The organism is Mesorhizobium sp. M2A.F.Ca.ET.043.05.1.1 (assembly GCF_003952445.1).
In the GTDB taxonomy this organism is placed as follows: Bacteria; Pseudomonadota; Alphaproteobacteria; order Rhizobiales; family Rhizobiaceae; genus Mesorhizobium.
The window spans coordinates 2,026,912-2,050,068 of record NZ_CP034446.1; the positions used below are offsets into that span (position 1 = coordinate 2,026,912).

General features: G+C 63.3%; 21 protein-coding genes, 1 tRNA gene and 1 pseudogene. 14 read left to right on the forward strand and 9 right to left on the reverse strand.

Annotated elements, in window-relative coordinates; genetic code table 11:
• Nucleotides 1-68 precede the first annotated feature (68 nt).
• The 3 genes from EJ069_RS09765 (at nt 69) to rpsI (ending at nt 1,882) form a co-directional block, all read left to right on the forward strand.
• Nucleotides 69-680: a LysE family translocator gene (locus tag EJ069_RS09765; protein WP_245456486.1), complete on the forward strand. Its 612-nt coding sequence runs from the start codon at nt 69-71 to the stop codon at nt 678-680.
• A 267-nt stretch (nt 681-947) separates the two neighbouring features.
• A complete protein-coding gene (rplM, locus tag EJ069_RS09770) occupies nt 948-1,412 on the forward strand; it encodes a 50S ribosomal protein L13 (RefSeq protein ID WP_040983169.1) in 465 nt (154 codons plus the stop codon).
• A complete protein-coding gene (gene rpsI, locus EJ069_RS09775) occupies nt 1,412-1,882 on the forward strand; it encodes a 30S ribosomal protein S9 (RefSeq protein WP_040999876.1) in 471 nt (156 codons plus the stop codon). Before rplM ends, rpsI begins: the two co-directional genes overlap by 1 nt.
• Before the next feature lie 42 nt (nt 1,883-1,924).
• On the opposite strand, the gene EJ069_RS09780 is transcribed toward rpsI, so the two are convergent.
• Nucleotides 1,925-2,953: an acyltransferase gene (locus EJ069_RS09780; RefSeq protein WP_126061098.1), complete on the reverse strand. Its 1,029-nt coding sequence runs from the start codon at nt 2,951-2,953 to the stop codon at nt 1,925-1,927.
• A 224-nt stretch (nt 2,954-3,177) separates the two neighbouring features.
• Nucleotides 3,178-4,085: pseudogene (locus tag EJ069_RS09785) on the reverse strand (LysR family transcriptional regulator).
• A 94-nt stretch (nt 4,086-4,179) separates the two neighbouring features.
• Between EJ069_RS09785 and EJ069_RS09790 the strand changes: the two are divergent.
• Complete coding sequence (locus tag EJ069_RS09790; RefSeq protein ID WP_126061099.1) at nt 4,180-5,052, forward strand: aldo/keto reductase family oxidoreductase; 873 nt, start codon at nt 4,180-4,182, stop codon at nt 5,050-5,052.
• A 181-nt stretch (nt 5,053-5,233) separates the two neighbouring features.
• Here EJ069_RS09790 and EJ069_RS09795 read toward each other — a convergent pair whose 3' ends face one another.
• Nucleotides 5,234-6,292, reverse strand: a complete 1,059-nt coding sequence (locus EJ069_RS09795) for a glycerophosphodiester phosphodiesterase family protein (RefSeq protein WP_126061100.1) — start codon at nt 6,290-6,292, stop codon at nt 5,234-5,236.
• Nucleotides 6,293-6,386: 94 nt separating this feature from the next.
• Nucleotides 6,387-7,601: an acyltransferase gene (locus tag EJ069_RS09800; RefSeq protein ID WP_126061101.1), complete on the reverse strand. Its 1,215-nt coding sequence runs from the start codon at nt 7,599-7,601 to the stop codon at nt 6,387-6,389.
• Between the two features lie 125 nt (nt 7,602-7,726).
• On the opposite strand from EJ069_RS09800, the gene speB reads away from it, so the two are divergent.
• Both speB and argC read left to right on the forward strand, forming a co-directional pair.
• The gene (speB, locus tag EJ069_RS09805) at nt 7,727-8,728 is read left to right on the forward strand and encodes an agmatinase (RefSeq protein WP_126061102.1); all 1,002 of its coding nucleotides are present in this window, start codon (nt 7,727-7,729) and stop codon (nt 8,726-8,728) included.
• Nucleotides 8,729-8,757: 29 nt separating this feature from the next.
• Nucleotides 8,758-9,690 carry an N-acetyl-gamma-glutamyl-phosphate reductase gene (argC, locus tag EJ069_RS09810; RefSeq protein ID WP_126061103.1) on the forward strand — a complete coding sequence of 311 codons (933 nt, stop codon included), beginning with the start codon at nt 8,758-8,760 and terminating at the stop codon, nt 9,688-9,690.
• Between the two features lie 62 nt (nt 9,691-9,752).
• Here argC and EJ069_RS09815 read toward each other — a convergent pair whose 3' ends face one another.
• The gene (locus EJ069_RS09815) at nt 9,753-10,844 is read right to left on the reverse strand and encodes a COX15/CtaA family protein (protein ID WP_126061104.1); all 1,092 of its coding nucleotides are present in this window, start codon (nt 10,842-10,844) and stop codon (nt 9,753-9,755) included.
• Nucleotides 10,845-10,995: 151 nt separating this feature from the next.
• On the opposite strand from EJ069_RS09815, the gene EJ069_RS09820 reads away from it, so the two are divergent.
• Nucleotides 10,996-11,211: a DUF2842 domain-containing protein gene (locus EJ069_RS09820; RefSeq protein WP_042643947.1), complete on the forward strand. Its 216-nt coding sequence runs from the start codon at nt 10,996-10,998 to the stop codon at nt 11,209-11,211.
• A 30-nt stretch (nt 11,212-11,241) separates the two neighbouring features.
• Here the strand turns inward: EJ069_RS09820 and EJ069_RS33215 are convergent, their stop codons facing one another.
• On the reverse strand, nt 11,242-11,808 hold the full coding sequence (locus EJ069_RS33215; RefSeq protein ID WP_245456487.1) for a polysaccharide deacetylase family protein: 567 nt from the start codon (nt 11,806-11,808) through the stop codon (nt 11,242-11,244).
• Nucleotides 11,766-12,299, reverse strand: a complete 534-nt coding sequence (locus tag EJ069_RS33220; protein WP_245456488.1) for a polysaccharide deacetylase family protein — start codon at nt 12,297-12,299, stop codon at nt 11,766-11,768. Before EJ069_RS33220 ends, EJ069_RS33215 begins: the two co-directional genes overlap by 43 nt.
• A 91-nt stretch (nt 12,300-12,390) precedes the next feature.
• On the opposite strand from EJ069_RS33220, the gene EJ069_RS09830 reads away from it, so the two are divergent.
• Nucleotides 12,391-13,620 carry a GNAT family N-acetyltransferase gene (locus EJ069_RS09830; RefSeq protein WP_126061105.1) on the forward strand — a complete coding sequence of 410 codons (1,230 nt, stop codon included), beginning with the start codon at nt 12,391-12,393 and terminating at the stop codon, nt 13,618-13,620.
• Between the two features lie 19 nt (nt 13,621-13,639).
• On the opposite strand, the gene EJ069_RS09835 is transcribed toward EJ069_RS09830, so the two are convergent.
• Together EJ069_RS09835 and EJ069_RS09840 are read right to left on the reverse strand one after the other, a co-directional pair.
• Nucleotides 13,640-14,074: a peptidylprolyl isomerase gene (locus EJ069_RS09835; RefSeq protein WP_126061106.1), complete on the reverse strand. Its 435-nt coding sequence runs from the start codon at nt 14,072-14,074 to the stop codon at nt 13,640-13,642.
• 181 nt (nt 14,075-14,255) lie between these two features.
• Nucleotides 14,256-16,505: an exopolysaccharide transport family protein gene (locus tag EJ069_RS09840; RefSeq protein ID WP_126061107.1), complete on the reverse strand. Its 2,250-nt coding sequence runs from the start codon at nt 16,503-16,505 to the stop codon at nt 14,256-14,258.
• A gap of 263 nt (nt 16,506-16,768) precedes the next feature.
• Here EJ069_RS09840 and EJ069_RS09845 point away from each other — a divergent pair, with 263 nt between their 5' ends.
• The 6 genes from EJ069_RS09845 to EJ069_RS09870 all read left to right on the forward strand — a co-directional run bounded on the left by EJ069_RS09845 (nt 16,769) and on the right by EJ069_RS09870 (nt 22,918).
• Complete coding sequence (locus tag EJ069_RS09845) at nt 16,769-17,332, forward strand: polysaccharide biosynthesis/export family protein (RefSeq protein WP_040983193.1); 564 nt, start codon at nt 16,769-16,771, stop codon at nt 17,330-17,332.
• A gap of 10 nt (nt 17,333-17,342) precedes the next feature.
• Nucleotides 17,343-18,473, forward strand: coding sequence for a glycosyltransferase family 4 protein (locus tag EJ069_RS09850; protein WP_126061108.1), 1,131 nt, complete (start codon nt 17,343-17,345; stop codon nt 18,471-18,473).
• Between the two features lie 98 nt (nt 18,474-18,571).
• Nucleotides 18,572-20,107: an undecaprenyl-phosphate glucose phosphotransferase gene (locus EJ069_RS09855; protein ID WP_126061109.1), complete on the forward strand. Its 1,536-nt coding sequence runs from the start codon at nt 18,572-18,574 to the stop codon at nt 20,105-20,107.
• On the forward strand, nt 20,104-21,387 hold the full coding sequence (locus EJ069_RS09860) for an O-antigen ligase family protein (RefSeq protein ID WP_126061110.1): 1,284 nt from the start codon (nt 20,104-20,106) through the stop codon (nt 21,385-21,387). The genes EJ069_RS09855 and EJ069_RS09860 overlap by 4 nt, the downstream gene beginning before the upstream one ends.
• A 54-nt stretch (nt 21,388-21,441) precedes the next feature.
• Nucleotides 21,442-21,518: transfer RNA gene (locus tag EJ069_RS09865), tRNA-Pro, on the forward strand.
• Between the two features lie 449 nt (nt 21,519-21,967).
• A complete protein-coding gene (locus tag EJ069_RS09870) occupies nt 21,968-22,918 on the forward strand; it encodes a proline iminopeptidase-family hydrolase (RefSeq protein WP_126061111.1) in 951 nt (316 codons plus the stop codon).
• The last annotated feature ends 239 nt before the right edge of the window (nt 22,919-23,157 follow it).

Here is a 23,157-nt window from a genome sequence, read left to right on the forward strand (position 1 = left end):
ACTCCCAGTCGATACGTTCGTTCTGCGGCATGCCCGATGTTACAACCTACCTTGCCTTTGTCGGCGCCGTGCTCGCCTATCAGCTTTCCGGTGTCGGCCCCGACATGATGCTGGTGATCAGCCGCGGCGTCGGGCAAGGCTGGCGCCATGCCTTGGCCACCGCAGCGGGCTGCGTATCGGCCGGCGTCGTCCAAATCCCATTGCTGGCAATGGGGCTTGCCTCGCTGGTCACATCCTCCCCAACTCTTTACAGCTTCCTTCAGATCATCGGCGCCACCTATCTGATCGCCATCGGGATCAAATTCCTGTTGGCGCGCCGACTGGGCGAGGGTGGCGGCGCGTCTACCTTTGCCAACACCAACAGCATCCCGGCTGCCTTCCGGCAAGGCATGATCTGCAATCTCACCAATCCGACCACGCTCGCTTTCATGCTGGCGGTGCTGCCGCAATTTGTTCACCCCTGGAGCGGTTCGCCGGCGCTGCAGTTCATCATTCTCGGCGCGACCATGAAAATAACCGGACTGGTCATCCTCGGCGCTGTCGCGTTGACCTCCGGCGCGGTGGGCGGCTGGCTGGCGCGCCGAAACTCCTTTCTTGTCTGGCAAGAAAGGTTGGCAGGAGCTTTAATGATCGCCATCGGCGTCCGACTTCTTCTTACAGCTGTGGGCGGTCGGCGCTGAGCGAGATGATCGTCGATTAGCAACCTGTGGGTGGGGTAAAATAATACCTCTGCCCTTGGCCGTTGAAATTAAACGGTTTTTCATAACGATCGCCCGCAACTGACCCTTGACGTATATGCCCCCCTCGCCTATAAGCCCTCGCGAAGCAGCGGCCCGCAACGGCCGCCGTTTTGTTATTGGCGGCTGGCTCGGCTTTCCGTCAATCCAAGCAACAAGAAACGCCTTCTCCTGCCCCCAGGCAGGAAGGGTCAACCTGAGAGCAAAACCATGGCTACCTTTTCGCAGAAGCCTGCGGATGTGGTGAAGAAGTGGGTGCTGATCGACGCCGAAGGTCTCGTCGTCGGTCGTCTGGCCACCGTCATCGCCAACCATCTGCGCGGCAAGCACAAACCCACCTTCACCCCGCATGTCGATGATGGCGACAACGTCATCGTCATCAATGCCGACAAGGTGGTGTTCACCGGCAAGAAATACACCGACAAGGTCTATTACTGGCACACCGGCCATCCCGGCGGCATCAAGGAGCGCACCGCGCGCCAGCTGCTCGAGGGCCGTTTCCCCGAGCGCGTCGTCGAGAAGGCCGTCGAGCGCATGATCCCTCGCGGCCCGCTTGGCCGCCGCCAGATGAAGAATCTTCGCGTCTATGCCGGCGCCGAGCATCCGCACACCGCCCAGCAGCCCGTCACGCTCGACGTGGCCAAGCTGAACTCCAAGAACAAGAGGGCTTCGTAATGGCTGAGCTTTCCTCGCTCGCAGAACTCGGCACCGTCGCCGCGCAGCCGGCCGCGCCCGTGCATGTCCAGAAGCTCGACAAGTCGGGCCGCGCCTATGCCACCGGCAAGCGCAAGAACGCCATCGCGCGCGTCTGGGTGAAGCCGGGCTCCGGCAAGATCACTGTCAACGACAAGGAATTCGCGACCTATTTCGCGCGTCCGGTGCTGCAGATGATCCTCAACCAGCCGATCGTAGCGGCCAACCGCGCCGGCCAGTACGACATCGTCGCCACCGTCATCGGCGGCGGCCTCTCCGGCCAGGCCGGTGCGGTCCGTCACGGCATCTCCAAGGCGCTGACCTACTATGAGCCGGGCCTGCGCTCGGTGCTCAAGAAGGGCGGCTTCCTGACCCGCGACAGCCGCGTGGTCGAGCGCAAGAAGTACGGCAAGGCCAAGGCCCGTCGCAGCTTCCAGTTCTCCAAGCGCTAAAGAGCGCTTGGGGCTAAGATCCAGGCGCTACGCGCTACTCGATCAAGCTTCTCGAAAGGCCGCCTCCGGGCGGCCTTTTGCTTTCAGGTATGGTCGGGTCAGCCCTGTCAGATAACGCCGGACTGGCTGATCGAACGAGCGCAGCACGACGCTTGATGCAGCGACGATGGCGACGGAGGCAACGAGAGCCGCGAGGTTGTAGGCGGCCAGATCATGCGTGGCCCTCACGACAAGCAGCGAGCAGAAGTAAAACAGCGGCCGGTGGATGGCATAAAGCGGATAGGAGATATCCCCGAGCCACTGCGACCAGCCTACCGTGATGGCAGGCATCGTCTTGTCGCTGGCAGCGGCCACGAGAATGATCGCGCAGAATGCCGCGTCTATCAGCAAGACGAGCATCCCGGGCGGCCTGATCGACGTGGGCATGACGAGAATGAGAACAACGGCGGCAGCGCAAAAAAGCCAGCCGAACCGAACCGCCGTCAATTGCAGCTTGTTCGACATACGGTACATGAGCACGCCCAGGAAGAAGCCAAGGAGCGCGCGGGTGAACAACATCAGCATCCTTATCTCCGGTTGGAGCAAGATGCAGATTGCGGACACGATGACCACTGCAACCAACAAGCCCTGCGCTCGCCGGCTATATAGCCATGCGGCGTAAATCACATTGACGACAATCTCGAAGAACAGCGACCAGAAGACCGTATTGAGAGGGAACAGTTCGTCTCCCTCGGCTATGGCCAATTTCGGGAACAGAATCAGGGAAGCCGAGAACTGAGCCCCCAACGTCCATAGATCACCGGGATGCGCAACATAGTGGGCCAATCCGGCCAAAAGTCCCAGCACGCTGCCGACTACAATCATCGGCCAGAGGCGGATGAACCGCGCAAGGAAGAAGGACGATTGGGCCAGTCCGCCTCTCAACTTGTCCTCGTAGGAAAGGGCGATCACGAAGCCGCTGAGAACGAAGAAGAGATCGACGGCCAAATAGCCGCTTTGAACGACACCAACGCAGTTGTGAAAAAGCATGACGCCGATAGCCGCGATGCCACGAAGCAGGTCCAGCGTCACGTATCGCCGGTGCACGCTATTCTCCCACGGCTGAAGACAGGCGGGGTTTCAGTCTCGAGCCGGCTTCTCCGCGCCGCGGCCAAAAATGCGTGGTCATCGCGATCGACTCTATCGCACCTACCGCGCGACTCTATTCAGTTGTGAAGACTGCCGACAGGGTGCGCCCCCTTCACCGATGGGAGAAGGACCATGCTCATTACGGATAATTGCCGCGTTCGCGCCAGCTACTGCCAGTGCCCGGCCGGCATCTTGATGTAGTCGATGAAGGCACGCAGCGGCGCCGGCACCAAGCGGCGCCCGGGATAGTAGAGAAACGGCCCCGAAAAGTTTTGCCACCACGGCTCCAGCACGGGCTCCAGCACGCCGCTCTCGAAATGCGGGCGTACCCAGTCCTCGAAGAGCCAGAGAATGCCGACGCCGGCGATGGCCGCGTCAATGGCGAGATCGACGCCTCCGCCGATGCTGACGAGCAATGGTCCCGTGGTATCGACCCGCACCACCTCGCCGTCCCGCTCGAACTCCCAGGGCGTCATGACCCCGCTCGGGAAGCGGCCACGTATGCAGGCATGGCCAAGCAGGTCGCGCGGGTGCTGCGGTCGGCCGTGCCGGTCAAGATAGGCCGGCGCGGCGGAGGTTGTGAAGCGCTGCGTGCGCGGTCCGATCGGCACGGCGATCATGTCCTGCTCCAACCGCTCGTCATAGCGGATGCCGGCATCGCAGCCAGCCACCAGCAGATCGATGAAGTTCTCCTCGGCGATCACCTCCAGGCGAATGGCAGGATTGGCCGCCAGAAATCCCGGAATGATCCTTGGCAACACCAGCCGCGAGGCGCTTATCGGCACGTTGAGCCGCAAGGTTCCGGCAGGCCGGTCGCGAAAGCCGTTCACCACATCGAGCGCGGCTTCGACCTCCCCAGCGCGGGGCCGAGCCGCGCCAGCAGGCCGGCGCCAGCCTCGGTCAAAGCGACGCTGCGTGTGGTGCGGTTGAAGAGCCGTACGCCAAGCCGGGTTTCCAGACGGCGGATGGCTTCGCTGAGCGCAGAGGCGCTGCCCGCGGTTGCGCGGGCGCCTTCGCGAAAGCCGCCGGCGCGCGCCACGGCCATGAACGCCTGAAGATCATTGAGATCAGCCATTGTTCTGCAATCCGTACAAGTTGTTTCGGTTATATCCGGTTATCGGGACAGCGGCCATGCTCTATCTCCGTCGTCGACAGCGAAGGAGACCAAGATGTCCAGCGTAGACAAATCCGGCACCTATAAACTCGGCGACCGTCCGGTCCGCCGCCTCGGCTACGGCGCCATGCAGCTAGCAGGCAAAGGCGTGTTCGGTCCGCCGAAAGATCATGACGCGGCCATCGCTGTGCTGCGCGAAGCGGTGGCGCAAGGCGTGAACCATATCGACACCAGCGATTACTACGGTCCCTACGTCACCAACAGGCTGATCCGCGAGGCGCTGTCGCCGTACCCCGACGACCTCACCATCGTCACCAAGATCGGCGCCCGCCGTGGCGAAGACGCCTCCTGGCTGCCGGCCTTCACAGCCGACGAGCTCGAACAGGCCGTGCACGACAATCTCCGCAATCTCGGTCTTGAGGTGATGGACGTCGTCAATCTGCGCATCATGTTCGGGGTGCATGGTCCGGCTGAGGGTTCCATCGAGGCGCAGGTCACCAAGCTGGCCGAGTTGCAGCGCAAAGGCCTGGTGCGCCATATCGGCTTGAGCAACGTCACCCGCGCGCAGATCGCGGAAGGCCGCAAGATCTGCGACATCGTCTGCGTGCAGAACCAGTACAATCTGGCGCACCGCGACGATGACGCGCTGATCGATGAGCTGGCGCGCGAGGGCATCGCCTATGTGCCGTTCTTCCCGCTCGGTGGGTTCAGCCCGTTGCAATCGTCGACGCTGTCCGACGTGGCCGACCGGCTCGGCGCGACGCCGATGCAGGTGGCGCTGGCGTGGCTGCTGCAGCGTTCGCCAAATATCCTTTTGATACCGGGCACCTCTTCGGTCGCGCATCTGCGGGAGAATCTGGCAGCCGCGGAGCTGGAGCTGTCGGCTGATGTGTTGAACGAGCTGGATGGCGTGGCGAAAGCTACGTGATTAGCTAATCTCCCCCCTTGAGGGGGAGATGTCGCCGAAGGCGACAGAGGGGGTCGCTTCGCGTGGAGCGCCAGCGCCTTCCGCGACGCAGGGCCACGCTGGCGATTTACGTGAGACGACCCCTTCTGGCCTGCCGGCCATCTCCCCCTCGAGGGGGGATATCGCAGTTCCAGCGCCTCGCTCAATTAATACTCGCCGTATGCGCCGGCTCGGCCTGCTTGATGCCCGTCGTGTAAGGCACCCGATAGCCATTCGCCGCCAGCCACTCGATCGCGGCTTTCGGCTCGTCGGTCTGGATGATCGTCGCGCCGCGGTCGACCCAGAAACCCCAGGCTTCGCGCGGCAGACCCGCGGCGACGGCGAGTTCGTCGCCGCGACCGCCGGCAAGAAAGCCGCCCGGCTTGTGCACGATGGCGTAGGTGTCGACCCAAAGGTGCCAATCGCCGCGGGCGGCTTCCGCGCGCATATGGTTGCTGAACAGCGGCCCGCCAGAGGCGGTCAGCGTCTCGGCGCCGTTGCGCCAGTTGATCAATTCGATGGCGCGCGGCGCGAACGCCTTGTCGACCTCATCGGCGAAGGCGGCATCATGCACGGCGTCGTCGGCGAGGATCGGCATGAACTGGAAGCCGCCGCCTGCCCTGGCAAGCGCGGCACTGGCGGCATCGATGCGCTGCCGGTTCCAGAGGTTCTCCTTGACGATCACCTGGTCGGCCATGCCGAGGTCGCGCGCCTCCGCGACCATGCCCGGCAGGTCGGTCACCTCCAGCTTGTTGTCGAGGTTGATCAGGATCCTGTCCCTGGTCGTCAGCAGCATCTCGCGCAGCGTCGACACCGTCTCGTTGGTGACGGCGCCCGTGCCCTCGATGACCAGCCGGCATTTCTTCAGCTCGGCCAGCGTGTAGTTCACGACCTCCCCCTTGCAGGTGGTGGTGCGGTTGAGCCAGCTGTCATGCATGATGACGAACTCGCCGTCCTTCGCGCGCCGGACATCGACCTCGACGATCTCGGCGCCGATCGCGATCGACCCTTCGACCGCAGCCAACGAGTTCTCGGCGTAAAGCGTCTTGCCGGCCTGCATGCTGCCAGCGCGGTGCGCGGCGATCATCACATGATCGCGCCATTGGTTGGCGTGCTCGAAGCGATCGAGGATTTGGGCGGCGCGCGTCTCGCCGGCTAGACTTTGGTTAGGAATTGCACCAAGCGCGGCGGACAGAAAAAGGCTCAGCCAGAGTGTTCGCATCGGGGAATCGCTCCGTTCCGGTCGCGACCCGGTTAGGCGATGCCCATGACAGGGCGGTGAACGAAGCCGGCTAGCTGTTTCGTTTCGAAGTCCGTCAAATCCGCTTGGAAAGGCGCCGGAACCAGGCGAGCGCCGGCATTTCGACGAAGCGCCAGGTGAACCACGACGCGACGACGACGGCGATCAACATCGAGATCAAAGCCGCAAAACCGATCAAGGGCGAGCCGGCGCCGAAACCGGTCGCATGCTCACCCCGCAGCATCAGGTCGCCAACGATGCCAAGCCCAAGCTTGCGTTCGATCAGGCCGCCGGCATTGATCAGGCGCGCCTGGACGAAGATGTGGACCATGTAGATCGAATAGGAGAGCGAACCGAGCAGCAGCATCGGCCGGCTGCGCAGCATGGCGCTGACCAAACCGCCCTCATGTGCAAACAGGTAAAGCGCCAGCGCGAAGACGACGGGCGCCGCGATGCCGATGTCATTGGTGCTGGCGATGGAGACGAACAGCGCGATCCCCGCGATCATCACAAGCTCTGCAATCGTCCAGGCGATGCGCCCTGCCCCGCCGCTAAGCGCCTGTCGCGCCTCTGCAATGGAATCATGCTGAAACCAGGCGAGCAGCGCGCCGAGCGAGAAGCCGTAAAGGCAACGGATAAAGCCGAAGTCGAAGGATACGTCCATATGACGCGTCGAGACCGCCACCAGGAAAAGCGGCGCCGTCACCGCGGCGGCGACCAACCATATCCAGGCGCGCTGTCCAGCGGTGAAGACGACGGCGGCAAACAGCAAATAGGTGAAGAACTCGGCCGAAATACTCCAGCTCGGCGCGTTCCAGCTCAGATGATCCTCGACGCCCATGCCCTGCAGGAGGAAGAGGTTGGCGAGGAGGCTTTTCAGGTCGAAACCGGCGGTGAAGGGCGCGGGACCCGTTCCGTGCAGCGCCGGCAGGACGAGCCGCAGCGCCTCGAAGCCGGCGAAAGCGGCAAGCATCAGGACATGAAGCGGATAGATGCGGCCGAAGCGCACGAGCGCGAAACGGGCAAGATCGTCCGGCTCGTTAAGCCGGCTGCCATAGGCGCTGGCGATGACGAAGCCGGAGAGCACGAAGAAGAAATCGACGAACAGATAGGAGCCGCCGACAAAGGCGCTTTGCGAAATCATCGAGGTCGTCGGGAAGTGGAACAGCGCCACCAGCAGCGCACAGATGCCGCGCCAGGAATCCAGCACCAGAAAGCGCTCGGCGGCCGCCGTGCCGGCACGGGTCGCCGCTGGTGCGGGCGCAAGATTGAGCAGAGCCGTCTCAGCCATAATGATACAGATCCTGTGTTGCCGTGGCACTCGCCGAGCGCCGCGCCGTTTCCGCAAGCTGTGACTGGCATGTTGCGTGCCGGTTCTGTAGTTGTGGCTGCCCCGATGCAAACCGAGGACCCGTAATGGCGAACCAAGAGATCGACCACGCCTTCACCGCCCGCTCCAAGACGGGCGCGTCGTTCGAGCCGACCTATGCCGGCGCGCTGTCGTTCATGCGGCGCAAATACACGAAGGACGTGAAGGGCGCGGACGCCGTGGTATGGGGCATTCCTTTCGACGCCGCCGTCACCAACCGGCCGGGCGCCCGCTTCGGGCCCCAGGCGATCCGCCGCGCCTCGGCGATCCTCGACAACGATCCGCAATACCCGTTCTCGCGCGATCTGTTCGAGCATCTTTCGGTGGTCGACTACGGCGATTGCCTGCTGGACAGCGGCAATCATCAGAAGACGCCCGGCACGATCGAGCGCGAGGCGGCCAAGATCCTGAAATCAGGCGCGTTCCTTTTGACCCTCGGTGGCGACCATTTCGTCACCTGGCCGCTGCTCAAGGCGCATGCCGCGATCCACGGGCCGCTGGCAATGGTGCAGTTCGACGCGCATCAGGACACCTGGCCGGATGACGGCAAGCGCATCGACCACGGTTCCTTCGTCGCCCGCGCGGTGAATGAAGGAATCATCGACCCCGATCGCTCGATCCAGATCGGCATCCGCACCCATGCGCCGAATACGTTCGGCATAAAAATCCTCTACGGCCATGAGGTCGAGGAAATGCGCGCCTCTGATATCGCCTATGCGATCGTCGACCGCACCGGCGGCAAGAAGACCTACCTCACATTCGACATCGACTGCCTCGATCCGGCCTTCGCGCCAGGCACCGGCACGCCGGTGGCAGGTGGCCCGTCCTCGGCCAAGATGCTGTCGACGCTGCGTCAACTCGGCCAGGTCGATGTCGTCGGCGCCGACATCGTCGAGGTTGCGCCTGCCTATGATCATGCCGATATAACGGCGATCGCCGGATCGATCATCGCCATGCACTATCTCGGCCTGTTGGCGGAACGAAAGGCACGGGCGGAAGAGTTGAACAACGGCAATCATGCCGCGATAAATCATGCTCTCGGCATATGACATTGGAATCGCAGGGAATTTGACAGGCGATGAAACCGAAAATCTTCATTGACGGCGAACATGGCACGACGGGCCTGCAAATCAGGGCGCTGCTTGCCGACCGCGGCGACCTGGAGATCATCTCCATCCCGACGGAGCGCCGCAAGGAGACCACAGCCCGCGCCGAATTCCTCAACGCGGCTGATGTCGCGATCCTTTGTCTGCCGGATGCGGCGGCGAAGGAAAGCGTGTCGCTGATCACGAACGACACGACCAAGGTGATCGACGCCTCGACCGCGCATCGCGTCGCCGAGGGCTGGGAATACGGCTTTGCCGAAATGGACAAGGACCAGGCGAAGAAGATCGTCAGTGCGAAGCGCATCGCCAATCCGGGCTGCTGGCCGCAAGGGCCGATCGCGACGCTGCGGCCGCTGGTCTCCGCTGGCCTGTTGCCGGCCGATTTTCCGGTCACCGTCAACGGCATTTCCGGCTATTCCGGCGGCGGGCGGCCGATGATCGAGGACTATGTCGGCAAGGGTGAGGACGCGCCCGAGTTCCTGCCCTACGGGCTGACGCTGCAGCACAAGCATGTGCCGGAGCTCCGCGCCTATGCGAAGCTGTCGCACGACCCGATCATGCAGCCGGCGGTGGGTAATTTCGCGCAGGGCATGATCACGGTGGTGCCGCTGCAGCTCGGCGGTCTCGACCGCGTGCCGACCGGCGCCGAACTCCACGCGGCGATCGCCGACCATTATGCGTCGATCGACGGCGGCGTGGTCGAGGTCGCGCCCTACACTCATATGGAGCGGATCCCGGAGATCGATCCCGAGATCTATAACGGCACCAACCGGATGAAGGTCTATGTGTTCGCCAATGACGAGCGGGCGCAGGCATTGCTGATGGCCGTCTACGACAATCTCGGCAAGGGCGCGTCGGGCGCCGCGGTGCAGAATCTCGACCTGATGCTCGGCATCAAGCACTGAGCGGCAATGCAGGCGTTTCCCGAGCGCTGGAAGGTCGGCGCTCCTGAGCTCATTGCCGGCCGTCAGCTTCTGACGTTTATCTCGGTCGGTAGCGGATAGGCGCCCTTGGTGCCGCGCCAATGCGCGGTGGCGAAGCCGAGCAGGACCAGCGCGATCGCCTGATGTGTCAGAGCCATGTGCAGCGGCACCTGCATCAGCAGCGTGCCGATGCCGATCGAGGCCTGGACGACCACAAGCGCGAAGAGAAGCGTGGCGCGACGGGCATGGGTGGTGCCGGGCAGACGCCGCCACGTGGCGATCATATGCCAGAGCGCCACGACAAAGACCGTGTAGGCGCCCAGCCGGTGGACGAACTGCACCGTCTTCGGATTTTCAAAGAAGTTCAGCCAGACGGGCTTCAGGAGAAGCAGATCGGATGGGATCACCTTTCCGTCCATCAGCGGCCATGTGTTGTAGGAAAGACCGGCATGAAGGCCGGCGACCAATCCGCCGAGATAGATCTGGATCAGCGTCAGGAACACGATGAAGCCGGCGAGCCGCTGCGTCGAGCGATCGGCTGCGGGCTCGGAATGCGGCGCGAGACCTCGCGCGACCGCCATGGTGGCGGTGAAGATCAGCGCGGCAAGCGTCAGATGCGTCGCCAGCCGGTACTGGCTGACCGAAACGCGGTCGACAAGGCCGGAAGCCACCATCCACCAGCCGATGGCGCCTTGCAGCCCGCCGAGCGCCAGGATACCGATGAGCTTCAACCCAAGGCCGCGCTCGATGCGGCGCGTTGCCCAGAAGAACAGCAGCGGCAAGGCAAAGACCACGCCGACGCTGCGCGCCAGGATGCGGTGCGCCCACTCCCACCAGAAGATCGACTTGAAATCCTCGAGGCTCATGCCCTTGTTGATCTCGGTATATTGCGGGATCTGCTGGTAGCGCTGGAACTCTTCTTGCCATTCGCCGTCGTTGAGCGGCGGGATGACGCCATGGATCGGCTGCCACTCGGTGATCGACAGCCCCGAGCCGGTGAGACGGGTGGAGCCGCCAACCAGCACCAGCGCGAACAGCACGAGCACTACGACGTAGAGCCAGCCGCGCACCAAAGCGCGGTTACGGAGGTCTCGGTCGCGTGCGGCATAGTGGGCCGTGGCGGTGATGGCAGCCATGGACGTTTTCCGGCAATTGAAACGCTGGAGTGGTGGACCAAGGCTCGCGCCGTGGCAAGGCTGGACAGCGCGGCACGCCGTCGCGCCGGGCCGCGGTGGTTGCACACGCACGCCATTCAGCTTAAGCGAGACGGGTCAACGAGACCGCGACATGCCCATTCGCCTGAAAAAGCTGATCGGAACCATCCTGCTTGTGGCGCTGGTCATCATTTATGCGCTGATCGCCTCCGCGGTCGCGGTCACAAGGCTCGCCGAATACGGGCCTACGGCGCATCTCCTGTTCTTCCTGCTCAGCGGCTTTCTCTGGGTTCTGCCGGCCATGGCCATTATCAAATGGCTGATCATCGAGCCGCGTCCGAAGGGCTGATCCTCGCTGACGCCAGCGGCGCCGGCTGGTCTAGATGGTCACCACCATCTTGCCGGCATTGGCGAGCGGCGTGGTGATGCCTGACAGCATCGTTTGGATATGCGCAACGCTCTGGTAGCGGCCGTTGACGGAGATGCGCGGCAGCGCGTGCAGGAAGCCGGCATGCTCGGCCCTTAATACGCCATGCCGCGTGGTCACCGCCGAGACATAGCCCGCGTCGCGGGCGAAGCCCACTTCGCGGCAGCCGACAGCGCTGGCATAGCCGTAAGGGTAAGCGAAATGACGCGGCTCCTCGCCGAGCCTTTCCGCTAGGATGCGGCGGACGTCGCCGATCTCATGGCGCGCATCGGTTTCGGACAGCCGCTTCAAGTTTCGATGATTGACCGTGTGCGCGCCGATGGTCACCAGCGGGTGTGCGGCCACGGCACGGAGCTCATCCCAATTCATCAAGGTGCATGGGCGGCCTGTGCCGAATTCATAGCCGTTCGATCGGGCAAGCTCGCGCAATGCCGCACCCTGCTCCTCCTCGGGCACTTCCACGGTCAGCCAAGCGTTCAGCCGCGCGACGGCCTGGATCTTCCTGCCCGTGTCGAGCAATCGAACACCCTCGGCTTGCCCGCCATTGTCAGGGTCAGGCGCGAGCTGGTGTCGACGATATCCTCGATGACGTCCCACCAGAGATCGACGGCGCCGTCGATCAGGCCGGGGGCGACGTAGATGGTGATTGGCGCGCCGTGCTTTTCCAGCACCGGAAGCGCCTCGGTCATGTTGTCGCGATAGGCGTCGTCGGCGGTGATGGTGGCGAACTGGCCGCCTTTGCCGCCCGTCTTGATGCGTTCGATCGCTTCATCAAGGGAAACAAAGGCATAACCTCGCCCCTTCATGTCCGCGACTAGCCTGTCGAGGAAAGCGGGAGCGATATTGAGATGGCGGTTGACGCTGTTCGGCTTCTCCGGCGCCGCTGTGACGCGGTGCAGCATCAGGATGGCGCCGATGCCGCCGACAAACGGCCGCGCCAAGGGCGCCAGACCGGAGTAGCGGGCAAGGTTCAACGCCAGTTTCCGGATTGCCTCGCCCCCGTCGATCATTCCTTCACCTTTTGCGCCTAGGCTCATCCAAGCACGACATTCGCCTATGCGAACCCCCAAGTCGGAACCAATACGTCTTAAGGATTGAGGGATGGTTGACGCCGCCGCGTCATTTGACGGCAACCGGGTCGCGGCCAACGAGATTTCCGCGCGCTCCATGCGAGCCGATCAGGGTCGATGGACCGTTGCCGCAAGCGACGGTGCCGGCCTTGCCGATTACATCCAATTCTGCGCCTCGGCGCTGTTTGCGCCGGCGCAAAGCGCATCCTGGGTGAACAACTGGGCAGCCGCGACAGGCGCCGACATGGTTGTCGCCAAGCTGACTTGTGATGCCCGCCCGGCGCTATCGCTGGCGCTGGAAGTCGTGCGGCTCGGCCCGTTCAAGCTTGCCCGTTTCGCCGGCGGGCGTCACGCCAACGGCAATTTCGCGGCGGCCGATCCGCGCTTTCTGCCCGCCATCGACGCTTCGGCGATCCGCTCAATGTTCAAGGCGATCGCCAGGGTGCGCCCGGACATCGACCTGATCTCGCTGGAAAGGCTGCTGCCCAACCTCGATGGCGTCGCCAACCCGTTCGCAGCGCTGCCCAATTTCGCGAGTCCGAACATCGCGCTCGCCATCGATCTCGACGGCGGGTTCGACGCGTTGCTGTCGCGCGCGAGCGGCAAGCGCAAGCGCAAGAAGCACCGCTCGCAGACGCGCAAGTTCGAGGCAGTCGGAACCTTCCGCCGCATCGAGGCCGGCAGCCGCGAGGAGGTCGACAGGCTGCTCGACGCCTTCATCGAGATGAAGGAAGCGCGTTTCGCCAAGATGGGCATCGCCAATGTCTTCGGCGACAGGCAAGTGCGCGACTTCTTCCGGGCGCTGTTTACCGATGCGCTGGCTGAGGAAAAGCCGTCCTTCCTGCTGCACGGCCTGGAGGTGGCGGGAAAGCTGCGCGCGGTGACCGGCTCCAGCCGGTCCGGCAAGCGGCTGATCTGCGAGTTCGGCGCCATCGCCGAGGATGATCTCGCCTTCACCAGCCCCGGCGACTTCCTGTTCTTCGACAACATCCAGGAAGCCTGCGAGCAGGGTTTCGATGTCTACGACTTCTCCGTCGGCGACGAGCCTTACAAGCGGCTCTGGTGCGATATCGAGGTTCAGCATTTCGAGGTGCTCGCGCCGCTGACGCTGAAGGGCCGCGCGCTGGCGACGGGACTGCGGCAAGGCGCGCGGGTGAAGGCCTTCATCAAGAACAATCCGACGATCTGGAGGCTGACCAAGATGCTGCGCCGCAAGGCTGCCGGACAGGCAGCACCTGCCGCAGCCGAGGACGACAGCTAGGCCTGGTCAGAGTCGCTGATTACGCCGCCTGAACGATCTCGACCAACTCAACGTCGAACACCAGGTCCTTTCCGGCCAACGGATGATTGCCGTCGAGCTTGACGCTGGCATCGTCGACGCCGATGACCGTCACTTGCATGGGACGTCCCTCGCGGGTGCGAGCCTGCAATCGGGTGCCAACATCGATGTTGATGTTTGCCGGGACGGCGGCGCGGTTGATGGTTACGACCGCCTCGGGGCGATGGGGACCATAAGCGGCGTCAGCGGGAACTGTGACGGTGCTTTTCGTGCCGACCTCCATGCCCTCGACATGCGTTTCGAGACCAGGAATTACCTGTCCTTCACCGAGTGTAAACTGCAACGGGTCATTGCCGGAAGAATCAAATTGGGTGCCGTCCACCAGACGCCCGGTGTAGTTGATGCGTACGGTGTCGCCGTTCTTGGCTTGTGTCATAGCAGCCATCCTTTGGGAGTTTTGGGGGCCGGCCTAGGAATCTCGGTCCCGCTCTCGATCATCCACGCATCAGAATGCGCAGCGCGAAACATCGAAACTAGGAGCCTTGCCGCCAATGTAAAGTGCGGGAGCCGCCGAGAAATGCTGCGGCAACGCGGGACAGCCTTGTCGGCCTCCGGCCTTATGCAGCCGACCGGCGCCCGGGCAATGGATCTCCCGGCTCATGACCGACCGGGGTGACCAGCGTGACGTCGGGATAGCCGTTCTCGATCAGCTTCACCGCAGCCTGGGTCACCTGGTCGTCGGCTTCCAGCATCGACAGGAAGACTTCGGTGCCATCGCCGACCAGGCGGCTGATGCCTTGCGCATCGGCCGGGCCGCATTCGACTACGACGAGATCGTAGGCCGTGGTCAGCGACTGCATGATGATGGGCAGCCGGTCGGCGGCGCGCATGGCGCGGACCGGGTCTGCGGTGCCGACCGGAATGACATGCGCATCCGAATAGAGATCGGGATGGATGACGTCGCTGAACTGCGCCTCGGAGGCTAGAAGATTGGTGATGCCGGGGAAGAGGCTCGAGTCCAGCATCGGCCGCGATGCCGCGCCCGACGCGGTGAGATCGAGCAGCAACACGCGCAGGCCGGCATCCGACACTTCGCGCGCCACCAGCACGGCGGACGCGGCCGCCTCATCGCCTTCGGGCGACACGAAGATCGCGCGCGCCGCGCCTGAAGCGATCAGCTTCTCCGCCGCCTTGTCGACATCGATCTCGCCGAGCCGGGATTGGCGCGGCTCGAGCGCCGATTTGCCGGGTTGAGAAGGCCCGACAACGGAGTCAGCGGATCCGGCAGCGGGGGCATGAACCTCCACCGGCTCGCTCTCGGCCGGCCTTGGGAGTTCCGCTTCCGCGATTGAATGTCCTGCAGCGGCTTCCTCGTAAGGAGCGAAAGCACGACGCTGGTCATCGATCGCCGGTTCCGTGCGCGCGACAGGCATCGCCACCTGCTCTATGCTCTCAAACCGAGCACCGGGGGCAGGACGCATGGCGCGGCCGGAGAACAACTCGCCAAGCAGTGTGCCGATCGCCATCAGCAGCAGCGAGGCGGCGGCGGCGGCCCCGGTGATCGGCCCGATCTTCGGGAAATAAGGCTGCGACGGCACCTGCGCCTGCGCGATCAGGCTCGCCGCGACGGGGGAGTATTTGCGGTCCTTGCGCGAGGCCGCCGCATTGTAACTTGCCATATAGGATTCAAGCTGTTGGCGCTGAACGTTCGCGTCGCGCTGCAAGGCATCCAACTGCACCTGCTGTTCGCCGGCGCGCGCCGAGGCGGCCTTCAGCGTGTTCACGTCCGCGACCAGCTGATCCTCGCGGGCCTTGGCCGTCTGCGCCTGGGCCGACAGGCCGCGGATGATCTTTTGCGCCTCGTTGCGGATCTGGCCGTCGAGGTCGGCAAGCTGCGACTTCAGCGCCCGGATGCGCGGATGATTGTCCAGCAGGGTCGTCGAAAGGTCGGCAATGTTGGCCCGGAGTTCGACCTGCCGCTCGCGCAGGCGCTGAATCAGCTCGGAGGACAGAACCTCCGGCACGCTGTCCAGCGAACCGCCATTCTGCAGCGCCCGGCGCACGCTCTCAGCACTCGCCTCGGAGGCGGCGCGGCTGGCGCGCACGCGCGACAGCTCGCTCGACAGCTCGGCGAGCTGCTGAGTCGGCAGCACCGCATTGTTGCCGCCCATAAGAAGGTCTGACTGGGCGCGGAAGGCCGCGACCTTGGCCTCGGCGTCCTTCACGCGATTCTGCAGATCGGCAATCTCCGGCGCCAGGAAGTCGGTGGCGGCGGCGTTCGATTCGAGCTTGGCGTCGCCTTTCGAGGCGATATAGGCGTTGGCAATGCCGTTCGCGATATCGGCGGCAAGCTTCGGATCCTTCGAAGAGAACTCGATTGCAATCGCGCGTGTCTTTTCGACGGCGTAGACATTGAGCTTGTCGTGCATGGCATTCAGCACGCGCTCTTCCGGCGGAATATCGAAGGGGTCGCTTTTCAAGCCGACGAGAACGAGGATGCGTCCGAGCGCCGACATCTTCAGCGTTTCATCGAACTCCGGCAGCTTGTCCAGGTCGAGCTTGGTCGCGACCTGCTTGAGGATATCGGGCGAGGAAATGATCTGGACCTGAGTCGCCACGCCCTGTTCGTCGAGAATCGGCTTGTCGTCATCGTTGGTGCCCGGCGGCCTTGTGTATTCCGATTCGCGCGAGCCGATCTCCAGCTTGGCAGTCGCCTTGTAATAAGGCGTCGCGAGCCAGGCCAAAGCGAAGGCGAGCCCGGTGACCACCAGCGTGACGAGAACAATGCGCAGCCAGTTCCTCGCCAGGCTGGCGAACAGCTGTTTCAGGTCGACATCGACATCTGCGGCCGCGGACTGAACGGACATGCATCCTGCTCCGAACTTTGAGTCGAGGATGGACCGTAAACAACTATGGTAACTCACCCGTTAAGATCGGAATGCACACTTATTAGACAATCCTCAAAGAACATCCGGCGAAAGCAATAGAACAATTGGGCTTTTTACCGATCAGCACGCTGCCCGGCCGCCCTCCTTTACCGCCCATTAACCCTAACAGGATGATAACGGTCGCACATTCCTGGGGTTGTGCCGCGGCTTGCGGCAAGAGCGATGAAGGTTCCTGGCCGGTCATGAAAAGCACTGCTTCCCTCTTTCGCGCTTTGCTTGCCCTGTCGCTGCTGACCGGCTGCTCGAGCTATCGCCCGACGCCCGCCGCCTTCCATGAAGTGCTCGACCAGCCCTACCGGCTCGGTGCCGGCGACCGCGTCCGTGTCACGGTGTTCGAGCAGGACGGGTTGACCAACACCTACAGCGTCGACCAGTCCGGCTACCTCTCCTTCCCGCTGGTCGGCGCCGTGCCGGCGCGCGGCCACACCGCGCAGCAGTTGGAAAAGGAGATCGCCGACAAATTGCGCCAGGGCTATCTGCGCGATCCCGACGTTTCGGTCGAGATCGACCGTTACCGGCCGATCTTCGTGATGGGCGAAGTGGGCGCTGCCGGCCAGTATTCCTATGTGCCGGGGCTCACCGTGCAAAAGGCGGTCGCCATCGCCGGCGGCTTCACCCCGCGCGCCAATCAGGAGAGCGTCGACATCACCCGCGACATCAACGGCAAGGTGATGACAGGACGGGTGCTGACATCCGATCCGCTGCTGCCAGGCGACACCGTCTACGTTCGCGAACGCCTGTTCTGAAAAAGTCGTCGTGACGGTGAACCTCAGGATCGTCCACTGCTTCCGCTCACCTGTCGGGGGAATCTTCCGGCATGTGCGCGACCTGACCGAGGCGCAGGTCGCCGCCGGCCATGCGGTGGGAATCGTCTGCGATTCGACGACCGGCGGCGACTACGAGGAGCGGCTGTTCGAGGCGATGAAGGACAGCCTCGTGCTCGGCATCCATCGCACGCCAATGCAGCGTCATGTCGGGCCGGGCGACCTCGCCTCGGCCTGGCGCACCTATCGAATCATTCAGGAATTGCGGCCGGACGTGCTGCATGGGCATGGCGCCAAGGGTGGCGCCTATGCCCGGCTGTTCGGCTCACTGTTGCGGGTTTCAAGGTCTCGCGTGGCCCGCCTTTATTCGCCGCATGGCGGCTCCCTCCACTATGACGAAACGACGGCGACGGGAAAGCTGTTCTTCGGCCTGGAGCGCTTCATGGCGCGCTTCACCGACTGCCTGTTGTTCGTTTCCGACTACGAGCGGAAAACCTATCGGCGCAAGGTCGGCGAGCCGCCCATACCCAACCGGCTCGTCTATAACGGCCTGCGCGCCGCGGAATTCGAATCGGTGGCGGCGGCGACGAATGCCGCCGATTTCCTGTACATCGGCATGATGCGCGACCTGAAAGGTCCGGATATCTTCATCGATGCGCTGGCCTTGGCCGGCAGTGAGCTTGAACGCCCCTTGAGCGCCGTGATGGTTGGCGATGGCGACGACCTGCCTCGCTACCATGCGCAGGTCGAGCGGCTCGGCCTCAAGAACCGCGTTCGCTTCCTGCCGCCGATGCCGGCGAGGAAAGCTTTCGCCCTGGCCGAGATGGTCGTGGTTCCGTCGCGCGCGGAGGCGATGCCCTATATCGTGCTCGAGGCCTTGGCCGCCGGCATGCCGATGATCGCGACCGCGGTCGGCGGCATTCCGGAAGTCTTCGGCGAGGGCTCCCCTGCCCTGATCCGGCCGGATCCCGTCGAGCTTGCCGGCAAAATCGGCATGGCGATCAAAGACATGGAAGCGTACCGCAAGGCGATGCCGCAGGCCGACGAGCTGAAGGCGCGATTCGGCGCCGACGTGATGGCGGCCGAGATCGAGAAGGCCTATTTCGCGGCGCTGAACAAGTAGGTTCGCAACCGCACAACAGCTTCAAAACCACGGGTTGTTTCAAGCCTTTCTTAGCTCTCTTTTGCTAAGCAATTGCGCGAAGCTCGCGGACAGTTCCCATGAATGAGATCGACCCCGCACGCCGCTTTTCCATGGATGCGGTGCGCAACTACGACGCTCCCGCCGAAAGCGAAAAGCCCGGCGGCATCAACGATGTGGCGCGCCAGGTCGCCTCGCAATACCGGCGCGATACCATGTCGCCGATCATGGTCAGCGGCGTGCTGCGCATGGTCGAGTTCGCGCTGCTGTTCCTGTCGGGGCTCGGCGTCTATTTCTACTATGTCGGCTTCTTCAATTATCTGGCCTGGCAATACCCGCTGGCGATCGCGGCGACATCGTTCCTGGCCGTGGTGCTGCTCGACGTCACCGACTGCTACCAGATCGCGGCGCTGATGCGCCCGCTGGCCAATTTCGGCCGGGTGCTGCTTGTCTGGGCCGGCAGCTTCGCGCTGATGGCGCTGACCGCCTTTGCCATCAAGGCGTCGGAAGACTATTCGCGTCTGCTGTTCGGCACCTGGTTCGTGGTCGGCTTCGTGCTGATCTTCGGCCTGAGGCTGGTGATGTCCAGGCTCATCCGGCGCTGGGCGCGCGATGGCCGCATGGAACGCCGCGCCCTCATCGTCGGCGGCGGCAAGGCCGCCGAGCAGCTGATCCGCTCGGTCGAGAAGCAGCCTTACAACGACATCCGCATCTGCGGCATCTTCGACGACCGCAACGACAAGCGCTCGCCGCCGATCGTCGCCGGCTATCCGAAGCTCGGCACGATCTCCGAGCTCATAGAATTCGCCCGCATCGCGCGCATCGACATGCTGATCGTTTCGCTGCCGCTGACCGCCGAATCGCGCGTCCTGCAACTGCTCAAGAAGCTCTGGGTGCTGCCGGTCGACATCCGGCTCTCGGCGCATTCCAACGCGCTGCAGTTCCGGCCGCGCGCCTACTCCTATATCGGCTCCGTGCCGATGCTCGACATCTTCGACAAGCCGATCAACGACTGGGACTCGGTCGCCAAGCGCGCCTTCGACATCGTCTTCTCGCTTGTCGGCATCATCGTCTTCTCGCCGGTGATGCTCGCCACCGCGATCGCCATCAAGCTCGACAGCAAGGGCCCGGTGCTGTTCAAGCAGAAGCGGCACGGCTTCAACAACGAGATCATTGAGGTCTACAAGTTCCGCTCGATGTTCACCGACCGGTCCGACCCGACCGCCAAGCAGACGGTGACCAAGAACGACCCGCGCGTCACCCGCGTCGGACGCTTCATCCGCAAGACCTCGATCGACGAGCTGCCGCAGTTCTTCAACTCGCTCTTCGGCTCGCTGTCGCTGGTCGGGCCGCGCCCGCATGCCATCGCCGCGCAGTCGCACAACCTGCTCTACAACGAGGTGGTGGACGGCTATTTCGCCCGCCACAAGGTGAAGCCCGGCGTCACCGGCTGGGCGCAGATCAATGGCTGGCGTGGCGAGATGGACACCAACGAAAAAATCCGCATGCGCACCGAATACGACCTCTATTACATCGAGAACTGGTCGATGCTGTTCGACCTGCGCATCCTCTTCCTGACGCCGATCCGCCTGCTCAACACGGAAAACGCCTATTGAGCGCCGTCGCCCATGAGTTGCAGCCGCGGGCAATGCCGCCTTCGGCGGTCAACGCGAAGCTGATCTCGCTGATCGCGTCGGCCGCGATCGGCATCGGCATCCTGCTCTCAGGCTTCGTCATCAGCGAGCCCGCGCCCTACGAGATATACATGGCCGGGCTGATCGCGGTCTGGGCGCTGTTCGGCCTTCGAATCTCGCGGGCGATCGTTCCCTTGCTGGTGCTGCTGGTGGCGATGAACATCGGCGGCATGATCGCCATGACGCAGATGGCGGATCTCGCCAACACGCCGCTCTATCTCGCCGTCTCGCTGTTCCTGGCCTTCAGCGCGGTGTTCTTCGCCTCGGTGACCTCGGTCCAGCCCAGCCTCTACCGGCTGATCTTCATCGCCTATGTCGTGTCGGCGGTGGCGACGTCGCTGCTCGGCATCGCCGGCTATTTCCATGTCTTTCCCGGCGCTGAGATGTTCACCAAATACGACCGCGCCGCCGGCGCCTTCCAGGACCCGAACGTGTTCGGGCCGTTCCTGGTGCTGCCCGGCACCTACCTGCTCTACCTTCTGCTCACCGGGCCGGTGTCGCGCATGCCGCTGCTTGCGATGCCGCTGCTCATCATCACCGCCGGCATCTTCTTTTCCTTCTCGCGCGGCGCCTGGGGCATGTTCGCGGTGTCGGCGGTGCTGCTCACGGCATGCCTGTTCCTGCAGAGCGCCAGCGGCAAGTTCCGGCTGCGGGTCGTGGTGATGACGGTCGCCGCCGTGGCGCTGCTGGTCATCGCCTTCCTCATCATCCTGCAACTGCCCGGCGTGTCGGACATGTTCACCCAGCGCGCGCAGCTCGAGCAGAGCTACGATTCGGCGCGACTCGGCCGCTTCGCCCGCTACGCGATCGGCTTCCAGCTGGCGACGGAGCACCCGTTCGGCATCGGCCCGCTGGTCTTCGGCACGATCTATGGCGAGGACACGCACGACATCTGGCTGAAGGCGCTGATGGACTATGGCTGGCTGGGTTTCGTCTCGTTCCTGACGCTGACCTTATGGACGATCGGCGCCGGCTTCCGCATCCTTTTGCGCGACCGGCCCTGGCAGCCCTATCTGCTCTGCGCCTATGTCGCCTATCTCGGCAATATCGGGCTCGGCACCTTCATCGACATCGACCACTGGCGCCATCTCTATCTGCTGCTCGGCCTGGTCTGGGGCGCCATCGCGCTGGAGTACCGGCATCAGCGGGACTTGCGGCTGGCGAGGCCCGCATCCCTTCTTGCAATTTCACCTGCGCGATAGGCACCGAATTCGGTTGACCCGCACAGGGTTATCAAGATACATCGCCACCCGGTCCGGAGTGTAGCGCAGCCCGGTAGCGCACTTGACTGGGGGTCAAGGGGTCGTCGGTTCGAATCCGGCCACTCCGACCATTTTCTACCTGAGACTTGGCCCCAGAGCTTTCATCGACCGGAGAGCGACTCGACCGATTCCGCGCAACCATGCCACCTTGCGCTGTAAGGGTTGTCTGGAACCCAAGCCCGATCCCGGGAGCGGCCGTCGCGCGTCCCACGGAGCGTCCCTTGAGGACGAGCACGACTGCGATTGGGACAGAGCAGCGTCGGCAGCCCGGGGCTTCTGGCTGGCTTATCCCTGGTGGGTCCTGAGCATCTGCAGAGTATGAACGGCACCCACCGACCAGCTTAGCGTTCCGTTAATTCGAGAAGCATTCCTTGAAGACCATCTCCGCGAATGTTCCGATGACGCGCCTACCCACCATACAAAGGCGAGTTCACTCGCCCTGCCGACCAGCCCCCCTATCGTCCGCCCCGTCGCCGGGTTAGGTTCCGGTGTCGACGGATCAGAAGCGGTGGACGACGGAATGGATACGCACGGGGGAGACCTTAAACCGCATCCACAGGAGGTCGTGCGCATTCCGGTGCATGGCTACGAAGTTGCGACTTACAGCTTCGGCAACGGCGAAGAGGTTCTCTTTTGCCTCCATGGCGGACCGGGGCTGTCCTGCGACTATATTCGGGATACCCACTCATGGCTGGCTGACGGTCGATATCGCGTTGTCACGTACGACCAACTCGGCTGCGGAGCCTCGGACAGACCCGACGATGAGAGGCTTTGGAACATAGACCGCTATGTCGACGAGGTTGAAATCGTTAGGAATGCTCTCAATCTCGGCAAGGTTCATCTCCTAGGACAGTCCTGGGGTGCCATGCTCGGCATCGAATATTCGCTGACCCATCCGAACGCCATCAAGACATTGATCATCGTCGACGGCGCGGCCAGCATTCCTCACCTAACGGAACAGCTGGATATGCTACGCGACGCGCTCGACAGCGAAACAGCGGCCATGATGCGACATTGCGAGGCCGAAGGCAGATTCGACCATCCGGACTACCAGGCTGCCATCGAGCTTCTTACGCACCGCCATATCTGCCGTCTCGAGACGGTACCAGAACCCCTGCTGCGCTCGGTCCGCAACGTCAACACCGCCGTTTTCAATGCCATCCAGGGGCCAAACGACTTTGTGTTCACAGGCAACCTGAAGGGCTGGGATAGGCTCGGTCAACTGCATCGTCTTAGCCAGCCGACGCTGCTGCTGTGCGGCCAGCACGACCTTCTGACTCCTGCCTGTTCGCGACTGATGCAGCAGATGTTCCCGAACAGCCGAATGGTGGTTTTTCCCAACAGCTCACATTCGCCATTCCTAGAGGAACCGGAAGCCTACTTCACAATACTGCAATCCTTCCTCGACGAACATGCGTTTTGCGGCGACCCTCTCAGACAAGATACCCAGGTCCGTGATGGTCCAGTCTGATGGACTATGTCTCCGCCACTGATCGGTTTGACCCTTCGTCCTAGTTTGACAACCTAAGTCGAGATACCTGAAGGCGCTGGCGCGTATCCCGGAGCGATCGGATCCGGCCAGCGCATCCCGCCAACCGCTGACCTGCGCACCTAGCGTCCGACGGCGCGCCAGTCGGACGGCTTTTGTATCAGCCCTTGCTGATCGTTATTTCAGTCGCCGTCTTCATCCTGATGGAGGAGCCTGCCCGC